We start from the raw sequence: 16863 nt of genomic DNA, 5'->3' as shown, positions 1-16863 counted from the left end.
GTCGCCGTCGACGTGCGGTCAGTCGGTCTGGTCGATGAGGGCCCGGACGGCGGTGCGGGCGGTGGCCACGAGGGTCGGATCGTCGTAGACCTTCGCCAGCAGCGCCAATCCCTGCAGGTAGGCCAGGACGCGCAGCGCCGCCGCCTCCGGGTCGGTGGTCCGGGCCAGTTGACCGCAGGTCTGAGCCTCCCGGATGGCGTCGGCGAAGTAGCTGGCCCAGGCTCGCAGGACGTCCTGCGAGCGGTCGCGGCCCGGGCCCGGCTGGGTGGACAACTCGGCCGTCAGGTCGCCCAGTGGGCAGCCGGGCGTCGCGCCTATTTTGTCGCGCAGCAACCCGAGCATTCGGGCGAACCCGTCGATGGAGCGGTCGATGCGGGCGAGTGGCTCGACCTCGGCCTGAAACGCCTCGTCCAGCACGGCTCGCACCATCGACCAGTTGAGATCGAGCACCGCCAGGCCGAGCGCCTCCTTCGATGGGAAGAAGTGGTAGAGGCTGCCCCGGTGGACGCCGGCCCCCGTGCAGATGTCCTCGATGCTCACCTCGGCCAGCGACGTTCCGTGCACGAGGTCCCGTGCCGTGCGCAGCAGGCGCTCCCGGGTGTCCCGTGCCATCAGGTGAACCTGCCTTCTTGACCGTATGGTCAACAGAGTAGATAAACTTGACCGGACGGTAAAGGAAGCGGATGTGGAGTCCGGTCCAGATCAGCGGTATGTGAGGTGTGACATCGCCACCGATTTCGTCAGGTTCTATGAGCAGGCCAGCCGGCACTTCTGCGACCTCGCCGCACAGATCGGCACCGACCAGTGGAGCGCCCCGACGCCGTGCTCCGAGTGGGACGTACGCGCGCTGGTCGATCACGTGGTCCGTGGCAACCTCGCGGTGGCCCCGGTGCTCGACGGCCTCCCCCTGGCCGAACTCGGCAGGCTCGACATCGCCCGACCGGACTTCGACGTGCTGGCCGACGATCCGCTCACGGTGGTACGCCACTCGGTCGACGTCGCCGTCGAGGCGTTCTCCCGCCCCGGGGTGCTCGACACCGTCGTCCACCATCCGGCCGGCGACATGCGGGGCTGGCGGCTGGCCGGCCTGTGCTTCAACGACAACCTGGTGCACAGCTGGGATCTGGCCCAGGCGATCGGCCTCGACGCGACCCTCGATCCGGTGTTGGTCGAAGCCGCCCACGCGTATCTCGCGCCGGTGGCGGGCTCCCTGCCGGCGAGATACTTCGCGGCGATGCCGGATGTCGGGCCCACCACGGACCGCCAGACCGAGTTGCTCGCCCTGCTGGGCCGCGACGCGTCGGCGTGGAACCAGGCGCGGTAGCCGCCTGACGATACGACGACGCCGGTTCCCGCCGGTAGGACTTGATATGCAAGTGCAGACTTGCCTATTGTGGGACGGGTGGCGGTTCTCTACCGGGCACTCGCAGACCCGACCCGGCGGCGGATCATGGACGAGCTCGCCCGCAAGGGCGGGATGAGCCTGTTCGAAATCTGCACCCGCCTGCTCACCGAACACGGCACCACCTCCACCCGGCAGGCGATCTCGCAGCACCTGGCCGTGCTGGAGGAGGCCGGACTCGTCCGCTCCGAACGGGTCGGTCGCACCAAACTCCACTACCTCGACACCCGGCCGCTGCGCTCGATCATCGAGCGGTGGCCACTCAGCGATGAGGAGAAGACATGAAAGCCCGCATCTACGTGACCAGCGTCTTCGTCGACGATCAGGCCAAGGCGCTCGCCTTCTACACCGACAAGCTCGGCTTCGTCCCCAAGACCGACTTCCCGGTCGGGGAACACCGGTGGCTCACCGTGGTCGGTGCCGACGCCCCGGACGGCGTCGAACTGCTGCTGGAGCCCGACGAGAACCCGGCCGCCCAGGCGTACAAGCAGTCGCTCGCCGAGCAGGGAATCCCGGCGGCATCGTTCGCCGTGGACGACGTCGAGGAGGCCTACCGGGTGCTGCAGGCCGACGGGGTCACCTTCATCCAGACCCCCACGCCGATGGGCCCGTTCGTCGGCGCGGTACTCGACGACACCTGCGGCAACCTCATCCAACTGGTCAGCCCAGCCTGACCCCTGATCTCGACGCGATGAGGTAGCCAGGTTCTGGTTCGGTCCGACCACTACTGAGCCGGTCGACACCGCATCGGCGGGACGTAGATCTCCGGGATTTCATCCATGATCCGCCGTACAGTCTCGGCAACGTCCGATGTTGTCGTGTCGATGCCGATGTAGCGGTAGTCGGCATCGAGAGCCTCGCGGATGGTCCGATCTTCCGGGATCAGATCGACCCGGTCACGCCATCGCTGTGTCGTCCGCTTCGCCCGGGTGAGCCGGCGCTGGTCGCGTACGGCTCGGTCGACCAGCAACTCGACCAGGAACACCGCCGTCTGAGGCGGCAGGAGTTGCTGGAACGCCCGATAGTCGTCGTAGTCGCGCAGGAAGCTGCCGGTGAGGACATTGACATAGCCGGCAGCCCAGAAGTTTGTCACCAGAGCTGCGATGTTGCGGCGGAGCAGATCGAAGAACCCGTCGTCCATCGGGCACGGGTTGGTCTGCCCGATGTCCTCGGCGTCGACCCGCGTGCCGTCAGTCGTGCAGGGGAGCAGCGCACGCAGGATCGTCGACTTTCCGGCGCCCTCCTCGCCGGTGACGAGGACGATGTTGTTGACCGCCGTGTCAGCCGGATCCGCTGATCGCTGCATGGCAGGCAGGGACGTCATCGGCGTACGTGGTCGGGAAGTGGTTCGCGGCGGGCCAGCCACCGCGCCGGAATTCCGCCGGGTCCGGAGCCGGTGTACGCGGCCACGACGCCGCCGACGATCGCCGCGGTCGTGTCGACGTCACCGCCGGCCTCGACGCAGGCGTGGATCGCCGCCGGGTAGTCGTCGAGCCGGGTCGCGGCGACCCACAGCGCGAACGGAACGGTGTCGAAGGCCAGCACCTGCGACCCGTTGCCCAACTCGTACGCCGCCTCGGCGACGCTGACCCCCAGCAACCGTCTGGCCCGGACGATCCCTGCCCGCAGTCGGCCGTCGATCAGGTGGGCCAGCACCACGTCGAGCAGCTCGGCCGGTTCGGGCCGGGACCGGTTCAGTCGGGACCAGCCGGCTTCGGCCGCCGCGACGGCGACCGCCACCGCGCCCATGATGGCTTCCGGGTGGGCGTGGGTGACCTCCGCCGACCGCCAGGCCTGCAAAGCGGCGGTACGGTTGTCGCCGGCGTGGAACGCGCCGAGCGGGGCGACCCGCATCGCCGCGCCGTTGCCCATCGATCCCTGGCCGTCGAACGCCGCGCCGGCCGCGTCCCGCCAGGCGACGCCCTGGCGTACCTGGCGCAGCAGGACCACCGCGCCGGCACCATAGCCACGGTACGGCTCGAAGTGCTCGGCGAACCGGGCCGCCAGACGGTCCTGGTCGATGCCGTCGTGCTCCCGCAGCTCGGCGACGATCGAGCAGGCCATCTCGGTGTCGTCGGTCCAGGGCCACGGCCCGGCCGGTGGGTCCCCGTCGAGCAACGCGGCAAGGCTGGTGCCGGGGACGAAGAACTGGGCGCCGAGGGCATCACCGACGGAAAGCCCGTCCAGACTGTCGGAGCAGAGGTCGAGCGACGTCATGTTGACGCAGACTCTGCCAGTTGCGGCGGCGGCCCGGTAGCCCTGGCTGTCATCCTGCGCCCGTGGCGGCACGTCGACAGTCAACCCAGGTTCCTTTCCCGTACGGCGATGAGCAGCCGGTCGACGGCGGCCCGGTCGGGTTGTTCCGGCAGTGCGGTGCGTGCCGCCGCGTTGTCGAGCTCGGCCAGCAGGTCCGCCGCCCAGCGGGTGACCGCCGCCCACGGCAGCTCGCCGCGCCGGAGGGCGAGCAGCCGGTCCCGCAACGGTCCCACGTCGACCAGGACCTGCCCCGTGCGCAGTACGTGCGCGCCGGCGGTCAGCAGCCGGATCATGTGCATGGTCTGCTTGTGGTTGGTCTCGCCGGTGCGTTCGCGGCGGGCCGTCACCCGGTCGAGCTGGTCGCGGGCGTAGCCGCCGTACGTCTGGGCCAGCCGGGTCGACAGGAACGCCTGCCGGGTGGCCAGCAACTCCTCGCCATCCTCGCGCAACGTCTCGACCAGCGGGGACCAGAGCACCTCCAGGACGGTCGGGTTGCCCTGCAGCGCCAGGGTGCAGAACCGTTCGAACTCCCAGGAGAACTGCTCCGGTGCCGGCCCGTCGAGATGGGTGGGCGGCTTGTCCAGCTGCCAGAACGCCCGGGTCGCCGCGCAGCCGACGACCCGGCCAACGAGGACAGCAGCGACGGTGAACAGCTCCGGCGAGGTGACCGCGTTCGCCCAGGCGGCACGGCGTTCGGCGTACTGTGGCTCGCCATGATCACTTGACGCTCTGCTGGGCGACACGCCGACATTCTCCCAGCAGAGCATTAAGTGATCATGGCGAGGGCTGGAGCGCTTCATCGATGTGAGGCTGAGATACCTCACGACGCGCTCGTAGCGTGTTTCAGCCTCACATCGACGCGGCACTGCTGCAGTCAGGCCGCGAGCCACTGGCCGACGGTGGATAAGTCGGCGTCGGTGAGGCCGAGATGCGGGTCGACGCGGTGCAGCAGGGCCTTGCCTGGGTGGTGCGCGGACACCCAGTGTCGGTCCAGGTCGGTGATCTCGTCGTCGAGCCAGACGAAGGCGTGTCCGGCCGCCCAGCTGGTGAGGAACGGCGTCTTCCAGTGCATGCCGCGCGGGGGCTCGTCGTCGGAGTCCGGCCATGCAACGACCGGCAGTTCCGGCAGGCCGAGCAGTGGTGCGACGACCTCGTTCGCCTCGTCAATCCAGGTGGTCGCCCAGACGAGTTGGCAATCGAGTGCCAGCAGCCGGCGGCCGTCCTCCGGATCGACCCGCGCCAGCAGCGGATTGCCGATCGAGTCAAGATGAGCCGCACGGTGGGGCGAAGGTGACCGGCTGGTCGCGCGAGCGGCGAGGGGAATCAGCACTCCGTCGACGTCGAGGAAGACGTACGGGCGGTCGGCGGGCACGGGTGTCGTAGCGGAAGGCGGACCGGTCGGGTCAGCAGCCGGACACTGTGGTGAGGAACGCCGTCCATGCGCCGGTGGGGAAGAGGAGCGTCGGGCCGTGCGGGTCCTTGGAGTCGCGTACGCCGATCGAACCGCCGGCCAGCGTGGCCACCTCGACGCAGTTCGAGCCGCTGGCGCTGCTGCGGCTGCTTTTGCGCCAGTGAGCGCGGGACATGTCTGGTGCGGTCATCCCGCGTCTCCTCTGGCCGGTCGGGTCAGTCGGGAAGCTCCTCTGCCGCCCGAGCCAGGGACCTGCCGGACTCGTCCGGGTCCATGGCCTTGGCGCGGAGGTGGTCGAACATGAGCTTACATCGCGCCACGTGGGCATCCTCCTCCAGCAACAGGGTGTTCGCATCGTTCTCGATGTAGACGATGGATGGGTCGAGGATCGGGTCGGCGTAGCCGAGGATGGTGAACGGGCCGGCCATGGCGGCGTGCGCGCCTGCCCCGAACGGCACGATCTGCAGCTCGATCGACGGCTGGGCGCAGGCAGCAATGAGCCGGGTGAGCTGGGTGCGCATCACCTTCGGACCACCGACGACCCGGCGGATCGCCGCCTCGTCGAGGACGATCCAGAGTCTCGGCGGCATGTCCCGCGACAGCAGCGACTTGCGGGCGAGCCGGGCGGCGACCCGCCGGTCGATCTCGTCCGCGTCGGCGGTGCTGCGGCCGGCGTGGATGATGGCGCGGGCGTACTCCTCGGTCTGCAACAGTCCCGGCACGTACAGACTCTCGAATGCGCTGATCGCGGTGGCCTCCGCCTCGAAGCCGACGTAGTCGTCGGGCAGTACGTCGCCGTACGCGCTCCACCAGCCCTTCTGCCGGGCCTGCTTGGCGAGCGCGGTCAACGACTCGCGGTCCTCATCGGACGCCTCGTAGAGGGCCAGCATTTGCTCGGTGTCCTTGAGCGTTATCCGTGAGTGGCCGTGTTCGAGCCGGATGACCTTGGTGCGGTGCCAGCCCAAGCGGCGGGCGACCTCCTCGGCCGTCAGACCGGCCGAGTCACGGAGCCGACGTAGCTCCCGGCGTAACCGGCGAGCGCGGATCGTCGGGCTCGGAACCTGTGCCACGAGAACACCTCCGGGTGCATCCGGGTCTGGCAGCGGCGATGTGAGTTCGATCGAAGTATGTACTACAGATCTCTCTAACGGAAGTTCGTTGCGACGTTGTATTTTTGTGTACGTGGATGCATGCTGAGGGCAGGATGACGACGTCGCCACTGCCCTGGAGGTGTCCGTGACCGACAACCGTTCAGCACGCTGGACCGACCCGACCCTCGATCCGACGCAGCGAAACCGGGACCTGTTCGCCGTACTCGATCGGGCTGACCTGTCCGAACCGGCGCGGGCCGCCGTCGCGCACGCCCTCGGCACCGGGGTCGGCCCGGCCGGGCACGCCGAAGCGCTGGTCAACCGCTACCTCAACGAGCGTGAGCGTCGCCGCCCGGCGGCGCGGGTCAACGGTGGCGGCGACGGTCCGGGTGGGATCGGCAACCTGCCGGACTGGCTGCGGTACGACCGGCGCGGTCGGTACACGCTGCACCTGACGTTTGCCGCCGTCGACTTCGACACCGCTCGGGAGCAGGCCGTCGCGTACGCCGAAGGGCTCACCATCCTGTGCCCGGAGTTAGGTGAGCACGCGCCGCTGCTGTCCCGGGCGGAGGCGTGGGACTTCAACGAGCCGCTGTTCTGCGGCGTACGTGGTCCGGACGGTGAGGTGTGTGCGGAGGTCCGCCACCACCCGGGGTTCCACCGGGCGGCTGGGCTGGGCGGGTTGTGCTGGGGCGACGGCGACGGCACCGGCGACGCTGACGGCACACTGACGTGACCGGCACCCCGGTCACGCCGCCGTACCCGAGGGTCGCGCCGTGCCGGCACTGCGGCCGGCCGGTGCTGCGCGACAACGACGGCAGGTGGATCCACGCCGACCTGGCGTACGTCTGCCGCGACCGCTGGGGCGGGATCACCGCTACCACCGCCGCACCCGAACCGCCCGCCTGGTACACCGAACAGCACCCTCCCCAGGTGATCCCCTGAGTGGCTACTGGTAGGGGTCGCGGCCCGGCCCGCGTACGGCTGCGGTCGCGGCCTGGGCGATCTCGGCCGCCGCCCCGGCGGGCAGATAGACCCGGGAGGTCGCGTTGCCGCGCGGCGTCAGCAGGCCGGCGCGGGTCAGCGCCTGCACGTCGCGGATGGCCTGATCGCGGCTGAGGCCTTCGTCCTGTTGATACGTGGTCCGCCGTAGCTCGCCGGCGGCGGCGGCGTAGAGCGCCGAGACGACCCGTCCGGGCAGGCCCTGCTGCTCGGTGAGGCGTTCCAAATCCATCCACAGTCGAACTGTCCACTCGGAGCGCCGTTTCACCCGCTGCGCCTGCCGGTGATGCGCCGCCAGCACGAACCGCAGCCAGGGGTGGGCATCGCGATCCGGTTGGAAGCTGCCGTCCTGAGCGGACCGCAGTGCCTCGTAGTACTGGACCGTGTTGATCTGCTCGCCCAGCCACTCCTCGATCGAGGAGAACTCGGCGGCGAGTTCGCCGGTGCGGGCCAGCACCAGGGTGTGCAGGGCTCGGGCCGTACGCCCGTTGCCATCGCGCCAGGGGTGGATGCCGACGAGGTTCAGGTGGGCCATCGCCGCTCGCGCGTACGCCGGCGCGTCGAGGTCGCCGTGGCGGAGCCAGTCGACCAGTTCGCCCATCAGCCCGGGGACCCGTTCCGCGTCCGGGCCGGTGTACACGGGCTCCAGCGGGTCGGCACTGGTTACGAAGATCCCGCCGGTCCGATAACGGCCGGGCCATTTCGCCGGCTGATACTTGGTGATCATGAAGTGCAAGGCCGAGAGCAGAGTCTGCGAGTATTCGAAGAAGTCCAACTCAGGCGTCTGCTGCACGTACGTCATCGCATCGCGGTAGCCGACGACCGCCTGGCGGACCTCGTCGCTGGTCTCCGCCGACATGGGCGCCTGCTCGACAAGTGCTCGGGCGTCCGAACCGCTGATCGTGATGTGCTCGATGGTGTTCGAGCCCTGGATCGCGGCGGCGAACAGGCTCCGCCGCAGTTGACCCGCCCAGCGTGGGGTGGACCGTAGCTGCAGCCGCAGGTCGGCACGCATCTGGTCCAACTCGTGCAGCACCCGCCGGTCGGCGGCGTCGAGCTGCGGCATCGCGTAGAGCATGCCACTATGCTACAAGAGCAGTGGCATCTACGGATCAGGGTAACCAGCCGGGGCGGACCAGGCCGGCCTCGTACGCGAACACGACCAGCTGGGCGCGGTCCCGGGCACCGAGTTTGACCATCGCCCGGGACACGTGCGTCTTCGCCGTCGCCGGGCTGACCACCAGCCGGGCGGCGATCTCGTCGTTGGACAGCCCGGTGCCGACCAACGCCACCACCTCCCGCTCCCGCTCGGTCAGCTCGGTCAGCTCGGCCAACCGCCGGGGTGCGGCCGGAGCGGCGGTACGGGCGGCGAACTGCTCGATCACCCGCCGGGTCACACTCGGCGACAGCAGACCGTCGCCGGCTGCGACCACCCGTACCCCCTGGATCAGCTCGGCCGGCTGCGTGTTCTTCACCAGAAAGCCGGCCGCCCCGGCGCGCAGCGCCTCGCCGACGTACTCGTCGAGCTCGAACGTGGTCAGCACGATGATCCGTACCTCGGACAGTCGCGGGTCGGCGGCGATCTGCCGGGTGGCGGTCAACCCGTCCACCCCGGGCATCCGGATGTCCATCAGGACCACGTCCGGTCGGGTCTGCCCGGCCAGCCGGACCGCCTGCGCGCCATCGCCGGCCTCACCGACGACCTCGATGTCTCCCTCGGCGGCCAGCAGCGCCCGGAATCCGGCCCGGACCAGCACCTGATCGTCGACCAGCAGCACCCGGATCACGTCGACGTCTCCTCAGCCTGCGAGTCGGTGGGCAGCGGCAGGTGGGCCCGTACCCGCCAACCGCCGGCACCGTCCGGCGCCGGACCTGCGGTCAACTCGCCGCCCAGCGCGGCGGCCCGCTCCCGCATCCCGGTGATCCCGTTGCCAGCCGGAGCAGGAGCCACGGATGCGGCCGGCCCCGGTGCACCGGCGCCGTCGTCGTCGATCTGCAGCATCACCGCATCCTGCCGGTATCCGATGGTGACGGTGGCGGCGGCACCCGGGCCGGCGTGCCGGCGGACGTTGGTCAACGCCTCCTGCACGATCCGGTACGCGGCTCGGTCCACGGCGGCCGGCAGCGGCCGGGCCGGGCCGTCGATCACCGTCCGGGTCGGCACCGCCGCGTCGTCGGTCAACTCGCCGAGCCGGTCCAGCCCCGGCGCCGGGGCGCGCGGCGCGGCCTCGCCGCGCGGGTAGAGCGTGTCGAGCACCGCCCGGACCTCGCGCAACGCCTCCGCGCTGGACTGCGCGATCGCCTCCAACGCCGCGCGGGCCTGTTCCGGGTCGCGGTCCATCAGGTGCAGACCGACCCCGGCCCGTACGTTGATCAGCGACAGGTGGTGCCCGAGTACGTCGTGCAGCTCGGCGGCGATCAGCAGCCGTTGCTCGGTGGCCCGGCGGCGCTGCCGCTCCTCGGATAGCCGGCGCTGCTCCGCGACGCCCTCGCGGACCCGGTCGGCGACGAGGGTGCCGATCTCGGTGACCAGCCCGGCGGCGACGATCAGCACCAACGCCAGCGTCGCCTGCCGCAGCGTCGCCCCGGTGACCAGCACCCAGATGCCGTACGAGGTCACCGCCGCCACCCCGACCAGCCAGCGGTGACCGGCGGCCCGCGCCGCCGACGCGGCGATCATCGGCGCCAGCAGCGTCACCCCGGCCGGCTGGTCCAGCAGGTGGTACGCCAAGGTCGCGGCGACCACGATCAGGAAGTTGCGCCGAGGCGACCGGTGCCGGTCGGCCAAGGCCAGCCCACTGAACACCAGCAGCGCGTACCCGATGATCGAGACGTTGCCGGACTGCCAGCTGGCGGCGACCGCAGTGCCGACCGGCTGCCCGATCGCGGTCAGCACCGCCAGTCCGGGCCCGCGTCGCGACCCCGCCGGGCCGGCGTCCGCTGCCGCCGACCGCCAGTGCGGCGCGGCCGGGCCAGCGTCGGTGTCGGGCTGCGACCGGGGCATGCGCCGACTGTAGGCCGGCCGGCGGCGACGGCGGCAGCCCCGACGGCGGCAGCCCGGCGTACGCCCGGGGGAGTAGGCCGGCCACCGCGCTACCGCGCCGGGCGCAGTAGCGGTGCCGCCGCCGCGCCGACGCGCCGCCCCGGCCTTTGCCGACAAGCTGTGGACACCAGAGAATCCAGTGAGGAGAATCAGCGATGAAGGCGATGGTCCAGGACCGGTACGGCTCACCTGACGTCCTGCGGTTGCGCGACGTCGACACCCCGACCCCCGGCGACGGCGAGGTGCTGGTCCGGGTGCACGCCAGCTCGGTCAACGCGTACGACTGGCACGCGATGCGCGGCGACCCGTACCTGGCCCGGTTGTCGTTCGGGCTGCGCCGGCCCCGCACGGCCGTGCGCGGACAGGACTTCGCCGGCCGGGTCGAGGCGGTCGGCGGCGCGGTGACCCGGTTCCGCCCCGGTGACGAGGTGTACGGCGAGGCCGGCGCCGCCGGTGGCGCGTTCGCCGAGTACCTGTGCGTACCGGAGAACCTGGTCGAGACGAAGCCGGCGAACCTGGGCTTTGCGCAGGCGGCGGCGGTGCCGCTGGCCGCCACCACCGCCCTGGTCTGCCTGCGGGACGCCGCCGACCTGCGGGCCGGGCAGCACGTCCTGATCAACGGGGCGTCCGGTGGGGTCGGCACCTTCGCGGTGCAGCTGGCCAAGGCGTACGGCGCACAGGTGACGGCGGTGTGCCGGACCCGCAACGTCGAGCTGGTCAGGTCGCTCGGTGCCGACCACGTCGTCGACTACACCCGGGAGGACTTCGCCCGTACCGACGCCGTCCGGGCCGGCCGCCGCTACGACGTGCTGCTCGACCTGGTCGGCAACCGGTCGTTGGCCGATTTCCGGCGGGTGCTGACCCCGGACGGGACGCTGCTGCTGTCCGGTGGCGGCGTGTCCACCGGCGGCAGTGTGTTCGGGCCGCTGGGTCTGCTGCTGCGCGGGCCGCTGGTGGGGCGGTTCGTCAGGCAGCGCATCGTCGCGCCGTCGGCGACAGCGGGCCGTGGGCATCTGGCGGCGCTGCGGGAGCTGGTCGAGGCGGGCAAGTTGACTCCGGTCGTGGAACGGACGTTTCCGCTGAGTGAGGTGTCGGCGGCGATCCGGTACGTCGAGACCGAGCACGCCCGCGCCAAGGTGGTGGTGAGGATGTGACGGCGCAGGGGACGGCGATGATCGACGGTTCGACATATCCTCGGTGCCGGGCGGGGGTGGCGATGATGACGAGTCGGATGGGCGAGCTGCTGGCCGGGGCCGAGCGGGTTGGGCAGGTCGACGGGCTGCACGCGGTCGTGGTGGTACGCCGTGGCGAGACCCTGTGGGAGCACTACGGCACCGGCGAGGACTTCTCCTGGGAGCACTCCCTGGGGCAGGTCGACTTCGGCCCGGCGACGTTGCACGACCTGCGCTCGGTCACCAAGAGCGTGACCGCCCTGCTGTACGGCATCGCTCTCGGCGACGGGCTCGTCCCGGCCCCGGGGCAGCCGCTGCTGGGGCAGTTCCCCGAGTATCCCGACCTGGCGACCGACCCACAGCGGGCAAGGCTCACTGTCGAGCACGCGCTGACCATGTCGCTGGGGCTGGACTGGCGTGAGGACGTCCCGTACGACAGCCCGGACAACGCTGAGATCGCCATGGAGCTGGCCCCGGACCGCTACCGGTATGTTTTGGAGCGGCCGATCGTGGAGCCACCCGGCGAGCGCTGGGCCTACTGCGGCGGTGCGACCGCGCTGCTCGGCAAGCTGATCGCCGACGGCACCGGGCAGGCGTTGGAGGCGTACGGCCGGGCGAAGTTGTTCGCGCCGCTCGGCGTCGAGCAGTTCCACTGGATGGCCGGCGACGACGGGGTGGCCTCGCCCGCGTCCGGGCTGCGGCTCGCCCCGCGCGACCTGGCCCGGATCGGCGAGCTGGTGCTGGCCGGCGGGGTCTGGGCCGGCCGTCGACTGGTGCCGGCCAGCTGGATCAGCGAGATGCTCGAGCCACGTCTGCCGACCGGTTGGTCCGCTGAGTACGGCTACCACTGGTATTTGCAGGCCCTCGCCGGTCATCGAACGGCCTCGGCGATGGGCAACGGCGGCCAGCGCCTGATCGTCCTGCCCGACCTGGAGCTCGCCGTGGCGGTGACCGCCGGCAACTACGACGACCCTGAGCAGTGGCGTACCCCGGTCGCGGTGCTGGAGCAGATCATCCTGCCCGCGCTCGACGTCACCTAGCCACCCGGCACGAGCCGAACACCAGGTACCTGTCGGCGGGAAGATGAGGTATCTGGTGTTCGGCTCGTCACGGTTGGGCGCGACGCCCGTCACGGTTGGGTGCGGCGTTCGTCGATCGCCTGCCGGACATCCTGTACGATTTGCTCGCATTTGCGGAGTACGTGGTCCGCAGTGAAGCGCAACACCAGCCAGCCGGCGGCCCGCAGCGCGTTGTAGCGGTGGACATCCCGGCGGAAAGTGGCCCTACCCCGGTGATGGTCACCCTCATATTCGAGGGCGATCCGCCACTGCGGGTAGGCGAGGTCGACGCGGCCGATGAAGCGCCCCCGCGGATCCGCGACCTTGTGCTGCGGCACCGGTCGGGGCAGGCCGGCGTCGTGCAGCAGCAGCCGCAGCCGGCTCTCCATCGGCGACTCGGCCAGCGGCTCGACCAGGCCGACCAGCTCACGCAGTTGCCGGGCGCCGGGCCAGCGCGGATGGCTGTCAAGGTAGCCGGCGAGTGCCTCGGTGCGCAGCAGCCGGCGGTGCAGCAGCGCGTCGACGGCAGCGACCGCGTCCGGGCGCGGCAACGTGCGTCCCAGGTCGAAGGCGGTACGGACCTCCGTGGTCACCGGCACCGCACTGAGCAGAACGGCGTCGTCGACGGCCAGCGTCGAGTTGGTGACGGCGATGCGTGGGTGCCGCCGGATCCGACCGGTCCGGGGCAGTACGACATGAACTGGGCTGCGCCGGGGGAGCAGGTCGACTCCCCAGAGGTACGCGGCGCTCAGCCCGCAGACCGCAGCGCCGGCCGGCAGTTTCAGTGCCACCGCGTTGCACCACATCCGATGGTCGTCGGGGTCGAACGCCGCAGCGTGCACATAGACGTCGGGCAGCAGCCGACACCACGCCGGCCCGGCCAGCATCCGTTTGCTGAGCAGGCCGGCGGCGACGGCGTGGCTACCGGAGAACGGGAGGAAACTCAGCTGATTCGGGACACTGGCGACGCGGGACACCGGCGTAGCCTGCCCGGCGGCCGGCCACTGCCGCTGCCCTGACCGGCCGGACGGTCACCCATCCGACACGTTGCGTCTGCCGTCCGCGTACCTTGCCCGGCAACCACCCGTGGCGGGTTCAGCTGCCCTTCGGATGCCAGACGGTCTTGGTCTCCAGGAACGTGGTCATCCGCCGGGTGCCCGGATCGGCGGACCAGTCGACCGACCCGACGGCTGGGCGCAGCACCCGTTTGAGGTTGCCGGCGGCGGCCTGCTCCAACTCGACGGCCAACTGCGGATCGGCCACCCCGGTCAGGTCGAGCGCGTCGACGTCCAGATGCGACGCCAGCCACGGCGCCGTCTCGGTGATCCTGCCGGTCAACACGTTGACCACCCCGGCGGGCAGGTCACTGGTGGCCAGCACCTCGGCCAGGGTGACCGCCGCCAGCGGACGGGCCGGCGAGGCCAGCACCACCGCCGTGTTGCCGCTGACGATCACCGGGGCGACGACGCTGACCAGGCCGAGCAGCGACGGCTCGACCGGCGCGACGACCCCGACCACCCCGGTCGGCTCCGGTGTCGACAGGTTGAAGTACGGGCCGGCGACCGGGTTGACGCCGCCGTACACCTGGGGGAGCTTGTCGGACCAGCCGGCGTACCAGACCCAGCGGTCGATCGCCGCGTCGACCTCGCCGGCCGGCTCGCCGAGCGCGACGAACTGCTCGCGTCGGCCCTCCAGCATCTCGGCGACCCGGTAGAGGATCTGACCCCGGTTGTACGCGGTCGCGCCCGACCAGCCTTTCACCGCCGCCCGGGCGGCGACGACGGCGTCGCGGAGGTCCTTGCGCGAGGCGAGCGCCACGTTGGAGTCCTGCACCTGGTACGTCCGTCCCGACTCGCTGCGCGGGAACTTCCCGCCGATGAACAGCTTGTACGTCTTGCGTACGGCAACCCGGGTAGTGACGCCGCCACTGTCAGACATCGAGGTACGCCTCCAGCCCGTGCCGGCCGCCTTCGCGGCCGTAGCCCGACTCCTGGTAGCCGCCGAACGGCGACGTCGGGTCGAACTTGTTGAACGTGTTCGCCCACACCACCCCGGCGCGCAGCCGGTCGGCGGCCCACAGGATCCGGGAACCCTTCTCCGACCAGATGCCGGCGGACAGCCCGTACGGTGTGTTGTTGGCCTTGGCGATGGCCTCGTCCGGGGTGCGGAAGGTCAGCACGGACAGCACCGGGCCGAAGATCTCCTCGCGGGCGATCCGGTGCGCCTGGCTGACCCCGGTGAACAGGGTCGGCGCGAACCAGAAGCCCTGCTGCGGCAGGTCGCACGGCGGCGACCAGGCCTGCGCGCCCTCGTCGGTGCCGGCTGCGGCCAGGGTGCGGATCCGGTCCAGCTGGGCGGCCGAGTTGATCGCCCCGACGTCGGTGTTCTTGTCCAGCGGGTCGCCGACGCGCAGCCGGGCCATCCGCCGCTTCAACGACTCCAGTAGCGGCTCGGCGATCGACTCCTGGACCAGCAGCCGGGAACCGGCGCAGCAGACGTGGCCCTGGTTGAAGAAGATGCCGTCGACGATGCCTTCGACGGCCTGATCGATCGGGGCGTCGTCGAAGACGATGTTGGCGGCCTTGCCGCCCAGCTCCAGGGTCAGCTTCTTGCGGCTGCCGGCGACCGCGCGGGCGATCTGCCGACCGACCTCGGTGGAGCCGGTGAAGGCGATTTTGTCGACATCCGGGTGGGCGACGACGGCCTGCCCGGTGGCGCCGGCACCGGTGACGATGTTGACCACGCCCGGCGGCAGGTCGGCCTGCTGGCAGATCTCGGCGAACAGCAGCGCGGTCAGCGGGGTCGTCTCGGCCGGTTTGAGCACCACCGTGTTGCCGGCGGCCAGCGCAGGGGCGATCTTCCAGGCCAGCATCAGCAGCGGGAAGTTCCACGGGATGACCTGCCCGGCGACGCCGAGCGGGCGCGGGTCCGGGCCGAAACCGGCGTACGGCAGCTTGTCGGCCCAGCCGGCGTAGTAGAAGAAGTGCGCCGACGCCAACGGCAGGTCGACGTCGCGGGACTCGCGGATCGGTTTGCCGTTGTCCAGCGATTCCAGCACCGCCAGTTCGCGGCTGCGTTCGGCGAGCGCCCGGGCGATCCGGAACAGGTACTTGGCCCGGTCCCGGCCGGGCATCGGACCCCAGACCCGCTGGTACGCGGCCCGCGCGGCGGCCACCGCCCGGTCCACGTCACCGGGGCCGGCCTCGGCGACCTCGGCGAGGACCTCCTCGGTGGCCGGGTTGACGGTCTTGCGCGCGCCGCCGTCGGTCGGGTCGACGAACTCGCCGTCGACGAACAGACCGTACGAGTCGCGGATGGTGACGACCGAGCGGGACTCGGGTGCCGGTGCGTAGTCGAACACGCTGATCAGTCCAGGGTGACGTAGTCGGGACCGGAGTAGACCCCGGTGCGTAGCTTCGACCGCTGCATCAGCAGGTCGTTGAGCAGGGTGGAGGCGCCGAACCGGAACAGGTCGGGGGTGAGCCAGTCGTCGCCGGCGGTCTCGTTGACCAGCACCAGGTACTTGATCGCGTCCTTGGTGGTACGGATGCCGCCGGCCGGTTTGACGCCGATCCGCCGCCCGGTGACGGCGTGGAAGTCCCGGACCGCCTCCAGCATGATCAACGTGACGGGCAGCGTCGCCGCGACCGGCACCTTGCCGGTGGAGGTCTTGATGAAGTCACCGCCGGCCAGCATCGCCAGCCAGGAGGCGCGGCGCACGTTGTCGTAGGTGGCCAGCTCCCCGGTCTCCAGGATGACCTTGAGGTGGGCGTCGCCGCAGGCCTGCTTGACCGCGACGATCTCGGCGTACACCTGGTCGTAGCGGCCGGCGAGGAACGCCCCCCGGTTGATCACCATGTCGATTTCGTCGGCGCCGGCCGCGACCGCCGCCCGGGTGTCGGCCAGCTTCACCTCCAGCGGCGCCTGCCCGGACGGGAAGGCAGTGGCCACGCTGGCCAGGTGTACGCCGGAACCGGTGAGCGCCTCGGCGGCGGTCGGCACCATCGACGGGTAGACGCAGACGGCGCCGACCGGCGGGCAATCGGGGTCGGCCGGGTCGGGGCGGCGGGCCTTGGCGCACAACGCGCGTACCTTGCCGGGGGTGTCGGCGCCTTCGAGGGTGGTCAGGTCGACCATCCGGATGGCCAGGTCGATCGCCCACGCCTTGGCGGTCGTCTTGATCGAGCGGGTGCCGAGCGTCGCGGCCCGCTGCCGCGCCCCGACCTCGTCGACGCCGGGCAGCCCGTGCAGGAAGGCGCGCAGGGTCGCCGCGCTCCGCCCCACCTCGGCCAGATCGTGGCGCGCGGGTGCCGGGGTGCTCACCGCTGTCATGCCGCGAGTCCTGTCATGTCCGGGAGTCTACGTCGCCAGCAGGTTCACGATCTTGGCCGTCGGCTGATCGGACGAGCAGACTTAACGGCGCTGTTG

21 protein-coding genes are annotated in these 16863 nt (G+C 70.9%); 7 read left to right on the top strand and 14 right to left on the bottom strand.

Annotated features, from left to right (window positions below; translation table 11 throughout):
* Positions 1-18: 18 nt before the first annotated feature.
* Positions 19-612, bottom strand: coding sequence for a TetR/AcrR family transcriptional regulator (locus O7543_RS14865; RefSeq protein ID WP_281553274.1), 594 nt, complete (start codon positions 610-612; stop codon positions 19-21).
* Positions 613-712: 100 nt separating this feature from the next.
* Here O7543_RS14865 and O7543_RS14860 point away from each other — a divergent pair, with 100 nt between their 5' ends.
* The 3 genes from O7543_RS14860 to O7543_RS14850 all read left to right on the top strand — a co-directional run bounded on the left by O7543_RS14860 (position 713) and on the right by O7543_RS14850 (position 2076).
* A complete protein-coding gene (locus O7543_RS14860) occupies positions 713-1324 on the top strand; it encodes a TIGR03086 family metal-binding protein (protein ID WP_281553275.1) in 612 nt (203 codons plus the stop codon).
* 78 nt (positions 1325-1402) lie between these two features.
* A complete protein-coding gene (locus O7543_RS14855) occupies positions 1403-1687 on the top strand; it encodes a metalloregulator ArsR/SmtB family transcription factor (RefSeq protein ID WP_281553276.1) in 285 nt (94 codons plus the stop codon).
* A complete protein-coding gene (locus O7543_RS14850) occupies positions 1684-2076 on the top strand; it encodes a VOC family protein (RefSeq protein ID WP_281553277.1) in 393 nt (130 codons plus the stop codon). The genes O7543_RS14855 and O7543_RS14850 overlap by 4 nt, the downstream gene beginning before the upstream one ends.
* A gap of 50 nt (positions 2077-2126) precedes the next feature.
* On the opposite strand, the gene O7543_RS14845 is transcribed toward O7543_RS14850, so the two are convergent.
* From O7543_RS14845 to O7543_RS14820, 6 genes are all read right to left on the bottom strand, one after another.
* Positions 2127-2708 (bottom strand): hypothetical protein, encoded by a 582-nt coding sequence (locus tag O7543_RS14845; protein WP_281553278.1) that lies wholly within the window; start codon positions 2706-2708, stop codon positions 2127-2129.
* Positions 2709-2722: 14 nt separating this feature from the next.
* Complete coding sequence (locus tag O7543_RS14840) at positions 2723-3619, bottom strand: ADP-ribosylglycohydrolase family protein (protein ID WP_281555433.1); 897 nt, start codon at positions 3617-3619, stop codon at positions 2723-2725.
* 80 nt (positions 3620-3699) lie between these two features.
* Entirely contained in the window at positions 3700-4311 is a 612-nt protein-coding gene (locus O7543_RS14835) for a nucleotidyltransferase domain-containing protein (protein WP_281555434.1), read from the bottom strand.
* A gap of 221 nt (positions 4312-4532) precedes the next feature.
* Entirely contained in the window at positions 4533-5030 is a 498-nt protein-coding gene (locus tag O7543_RS14830) for an HAD domain-containing protein (protein WP_281553279.1), read from the bottom strand.
* A 31-nt stretch (positions 5031-5061) separates the two neighbouring features.
* Entirely contained in the window at positions 5062-5259 is a 198-nt protein-coding gene (locus O7543_RS14825; protein ID WP_281553280.1) for a DUF397 domain-containing protein, read from the bottom strand.
* 25 nt (positions 5260-5284) lie between these two features.
* Complete coding sequence (locus O7543_RS14820; RefSeq protein ID WP_281553281.1) at positions 5285-6139, bottom strand: helix-turn-helix transcriptional regulator; 855 nt, start codon at positions 6137-6139, stop codon at positions 5285-5287.
* A 166-nt stretch (positions 6140-6305) separates the two neighbouring features.
* Between O7543_RS14820 and O7543_RS14815 the strand changes: the two genes are divergently transcribed.
* On the top strand, positions 6306-6896 hold the full coding sequence (locus O7543_RS14815) for a hypothetical protein (RefSeq protein ID WP_281553282.1): 591 nt from the start codon (positions 6306-6308) through the stop codon (positions 6894-6896).
* A complete protein-coding gene (locus O7543_RS14810; RefSeq protein WP_281553283.1) occupies positions 6893-7105 on the top strand; it encodes a hypothetical protein in 213 nt (70 codons plus the stop codon). The genes O7543_RS14815 and O7543_RS14810 overlap by 4 nt, the downstream gene beginning before the upstream one ends.
* A 4-nt stretch (positions 7106-7109) precedes the next feature.
* Here the strand turns inward: O7543_RS14810 and O7543_RS14805 are convergent, their stop codons facing one another.
* The 3 genes from O7543_RS14805 to O7543_RS14795 are packed head-to-tail and all read right to left on the bottom strand — an operon-like array spanning position 7110 to position 10166.
* Positions 7110-8240, bottom strand: coding sequence for a Fic family protein (locus O7543_RS14805; protein ID WP_281553284.1), 1131 nt, complete (start codon positions 8238-8240; stop codon positions 7110-7112).
* 34 nt (positions 8241-8274) lie between these two features.
* Positions 8275-8949 carry a response regulator transcription factor gene (locus O7543_RS14800; protein WP_281553285.1) on the bottom strand — a complete coding sequence of 225 codons (675 nt, stop codon included), beginning with the start codon at positions 8947-8949 and terminating at the stop codon, positions 8275-8277.
* A complete protein-coding gene (locus O7543_RS14795; protein WP_281553286.1) occupies positions 8946-10166 on the bottom strand; it encodes a sensor histidine kinase in 1221 nt (406 codons plus the stop codon). The genes O7543_RS14800 and O7543_RS14795 overlap by 4 nt, the downstream gene beginning before the upstream one ends.
* Positions 10167-10360: 194 nt before the next feature.
* On the opposite strand from O7543_RS14795, the gene O7543_RS14790 reads away from it, so the two are divergent.
* Complete coding sequence (locus tag O7543_RS14790) at positions 10361-11359, top strand: NAD(P)-dependent alcohol dehydrogenase (protein ID WP_281553287.1); 999 nt, start codon at positions 10361-10363, stop codon at positions 11357-11359.
* Positions 11360-11424: 65 nt separating this feature from the next.
* On the top strand, positions 11425-12417 hold the full coding sequence (locus O7543_RS14785; protein ID WP_348650134.1) for a serine hydrolase: 993 nt from the start codon (positions 11425-11427) through the stop codon (positions 12415-12417).
* Between the two features lie 89 nt (positions 12418-12506).
* On the opposite strand, the gene O7543_RS14780 is transcribed toward O7543_RS14785, so the two are convergent.
* From O7543_RS14780 to deoC, 4 genes are all read right to left on the bottom strand, one after another.
* Positions 12507-13412 carry a DUF559 domain-containing protein gene (locus O7543_RS14780; protein WP_281553289.1) on the bottom strand — a complete coding sequence of 302 codons (906 nt, stop codon included), beginning with the start codon at positions 13410-13412 and terminating at the stop codon, positions 12507-12509.
* A gap of 118 nt (positions 13413-13530) precedes the next feature.
* Positions 13531-14373, bottom strand: coding sequence for an aldehyde dehydrogenase family protein (locus tag O7543_RS14775; RefSeq protein ID WP_281553290.1), 843 nt, complete (start codon positions 14371-14373; stop codon positions 13531-13533).
* Positions 14366-15796 carry an aldehyde dehydrogenase family protein gene (locus O7543_RS14770; RefSeq protein WP_281553291.1) on the bottom strand — a complete coding sequence of 477 codons (1431 nt, stop codon included), beginning with the start codon at positions 15794-15796 and terminating at the stop codon, positions 14366-14368. Before O7543_RS14770 ends, O7543_RS14775 begins: the two co-directional genes overlap by 8 nt.
* Positions 15797-15801: 5 nt before the next feature.
* On the bottom strand, positions 15802-16767 hold the full coding sequence (gene deoC / locus O7543_RS14765; protein WP_281553292.1) for a deoxyribose-phosphate aldolase: 966 nt from the start codon (positions 16765-16767) through the stop codon (positions 15802-15804).
* Between the last annotated feature and the right edge of the window lie 96 nt (positions 16768-16863).

This window comes from Solwaraspora sp. WMMA2080 (assembly GCF_027497395.1).
In the GTDB taxonomy this organism is placed as follows: domain Bacteria; phylum Actinomycetota; class Actinomycetes; order Mycobacteriales; family Micromonosporaceae; genus Micromonospora_E.
Note: the sequence above shows the minus strand (reverse complement) of the source record. Positions and strands in the feature narration are given on the sequence as shown.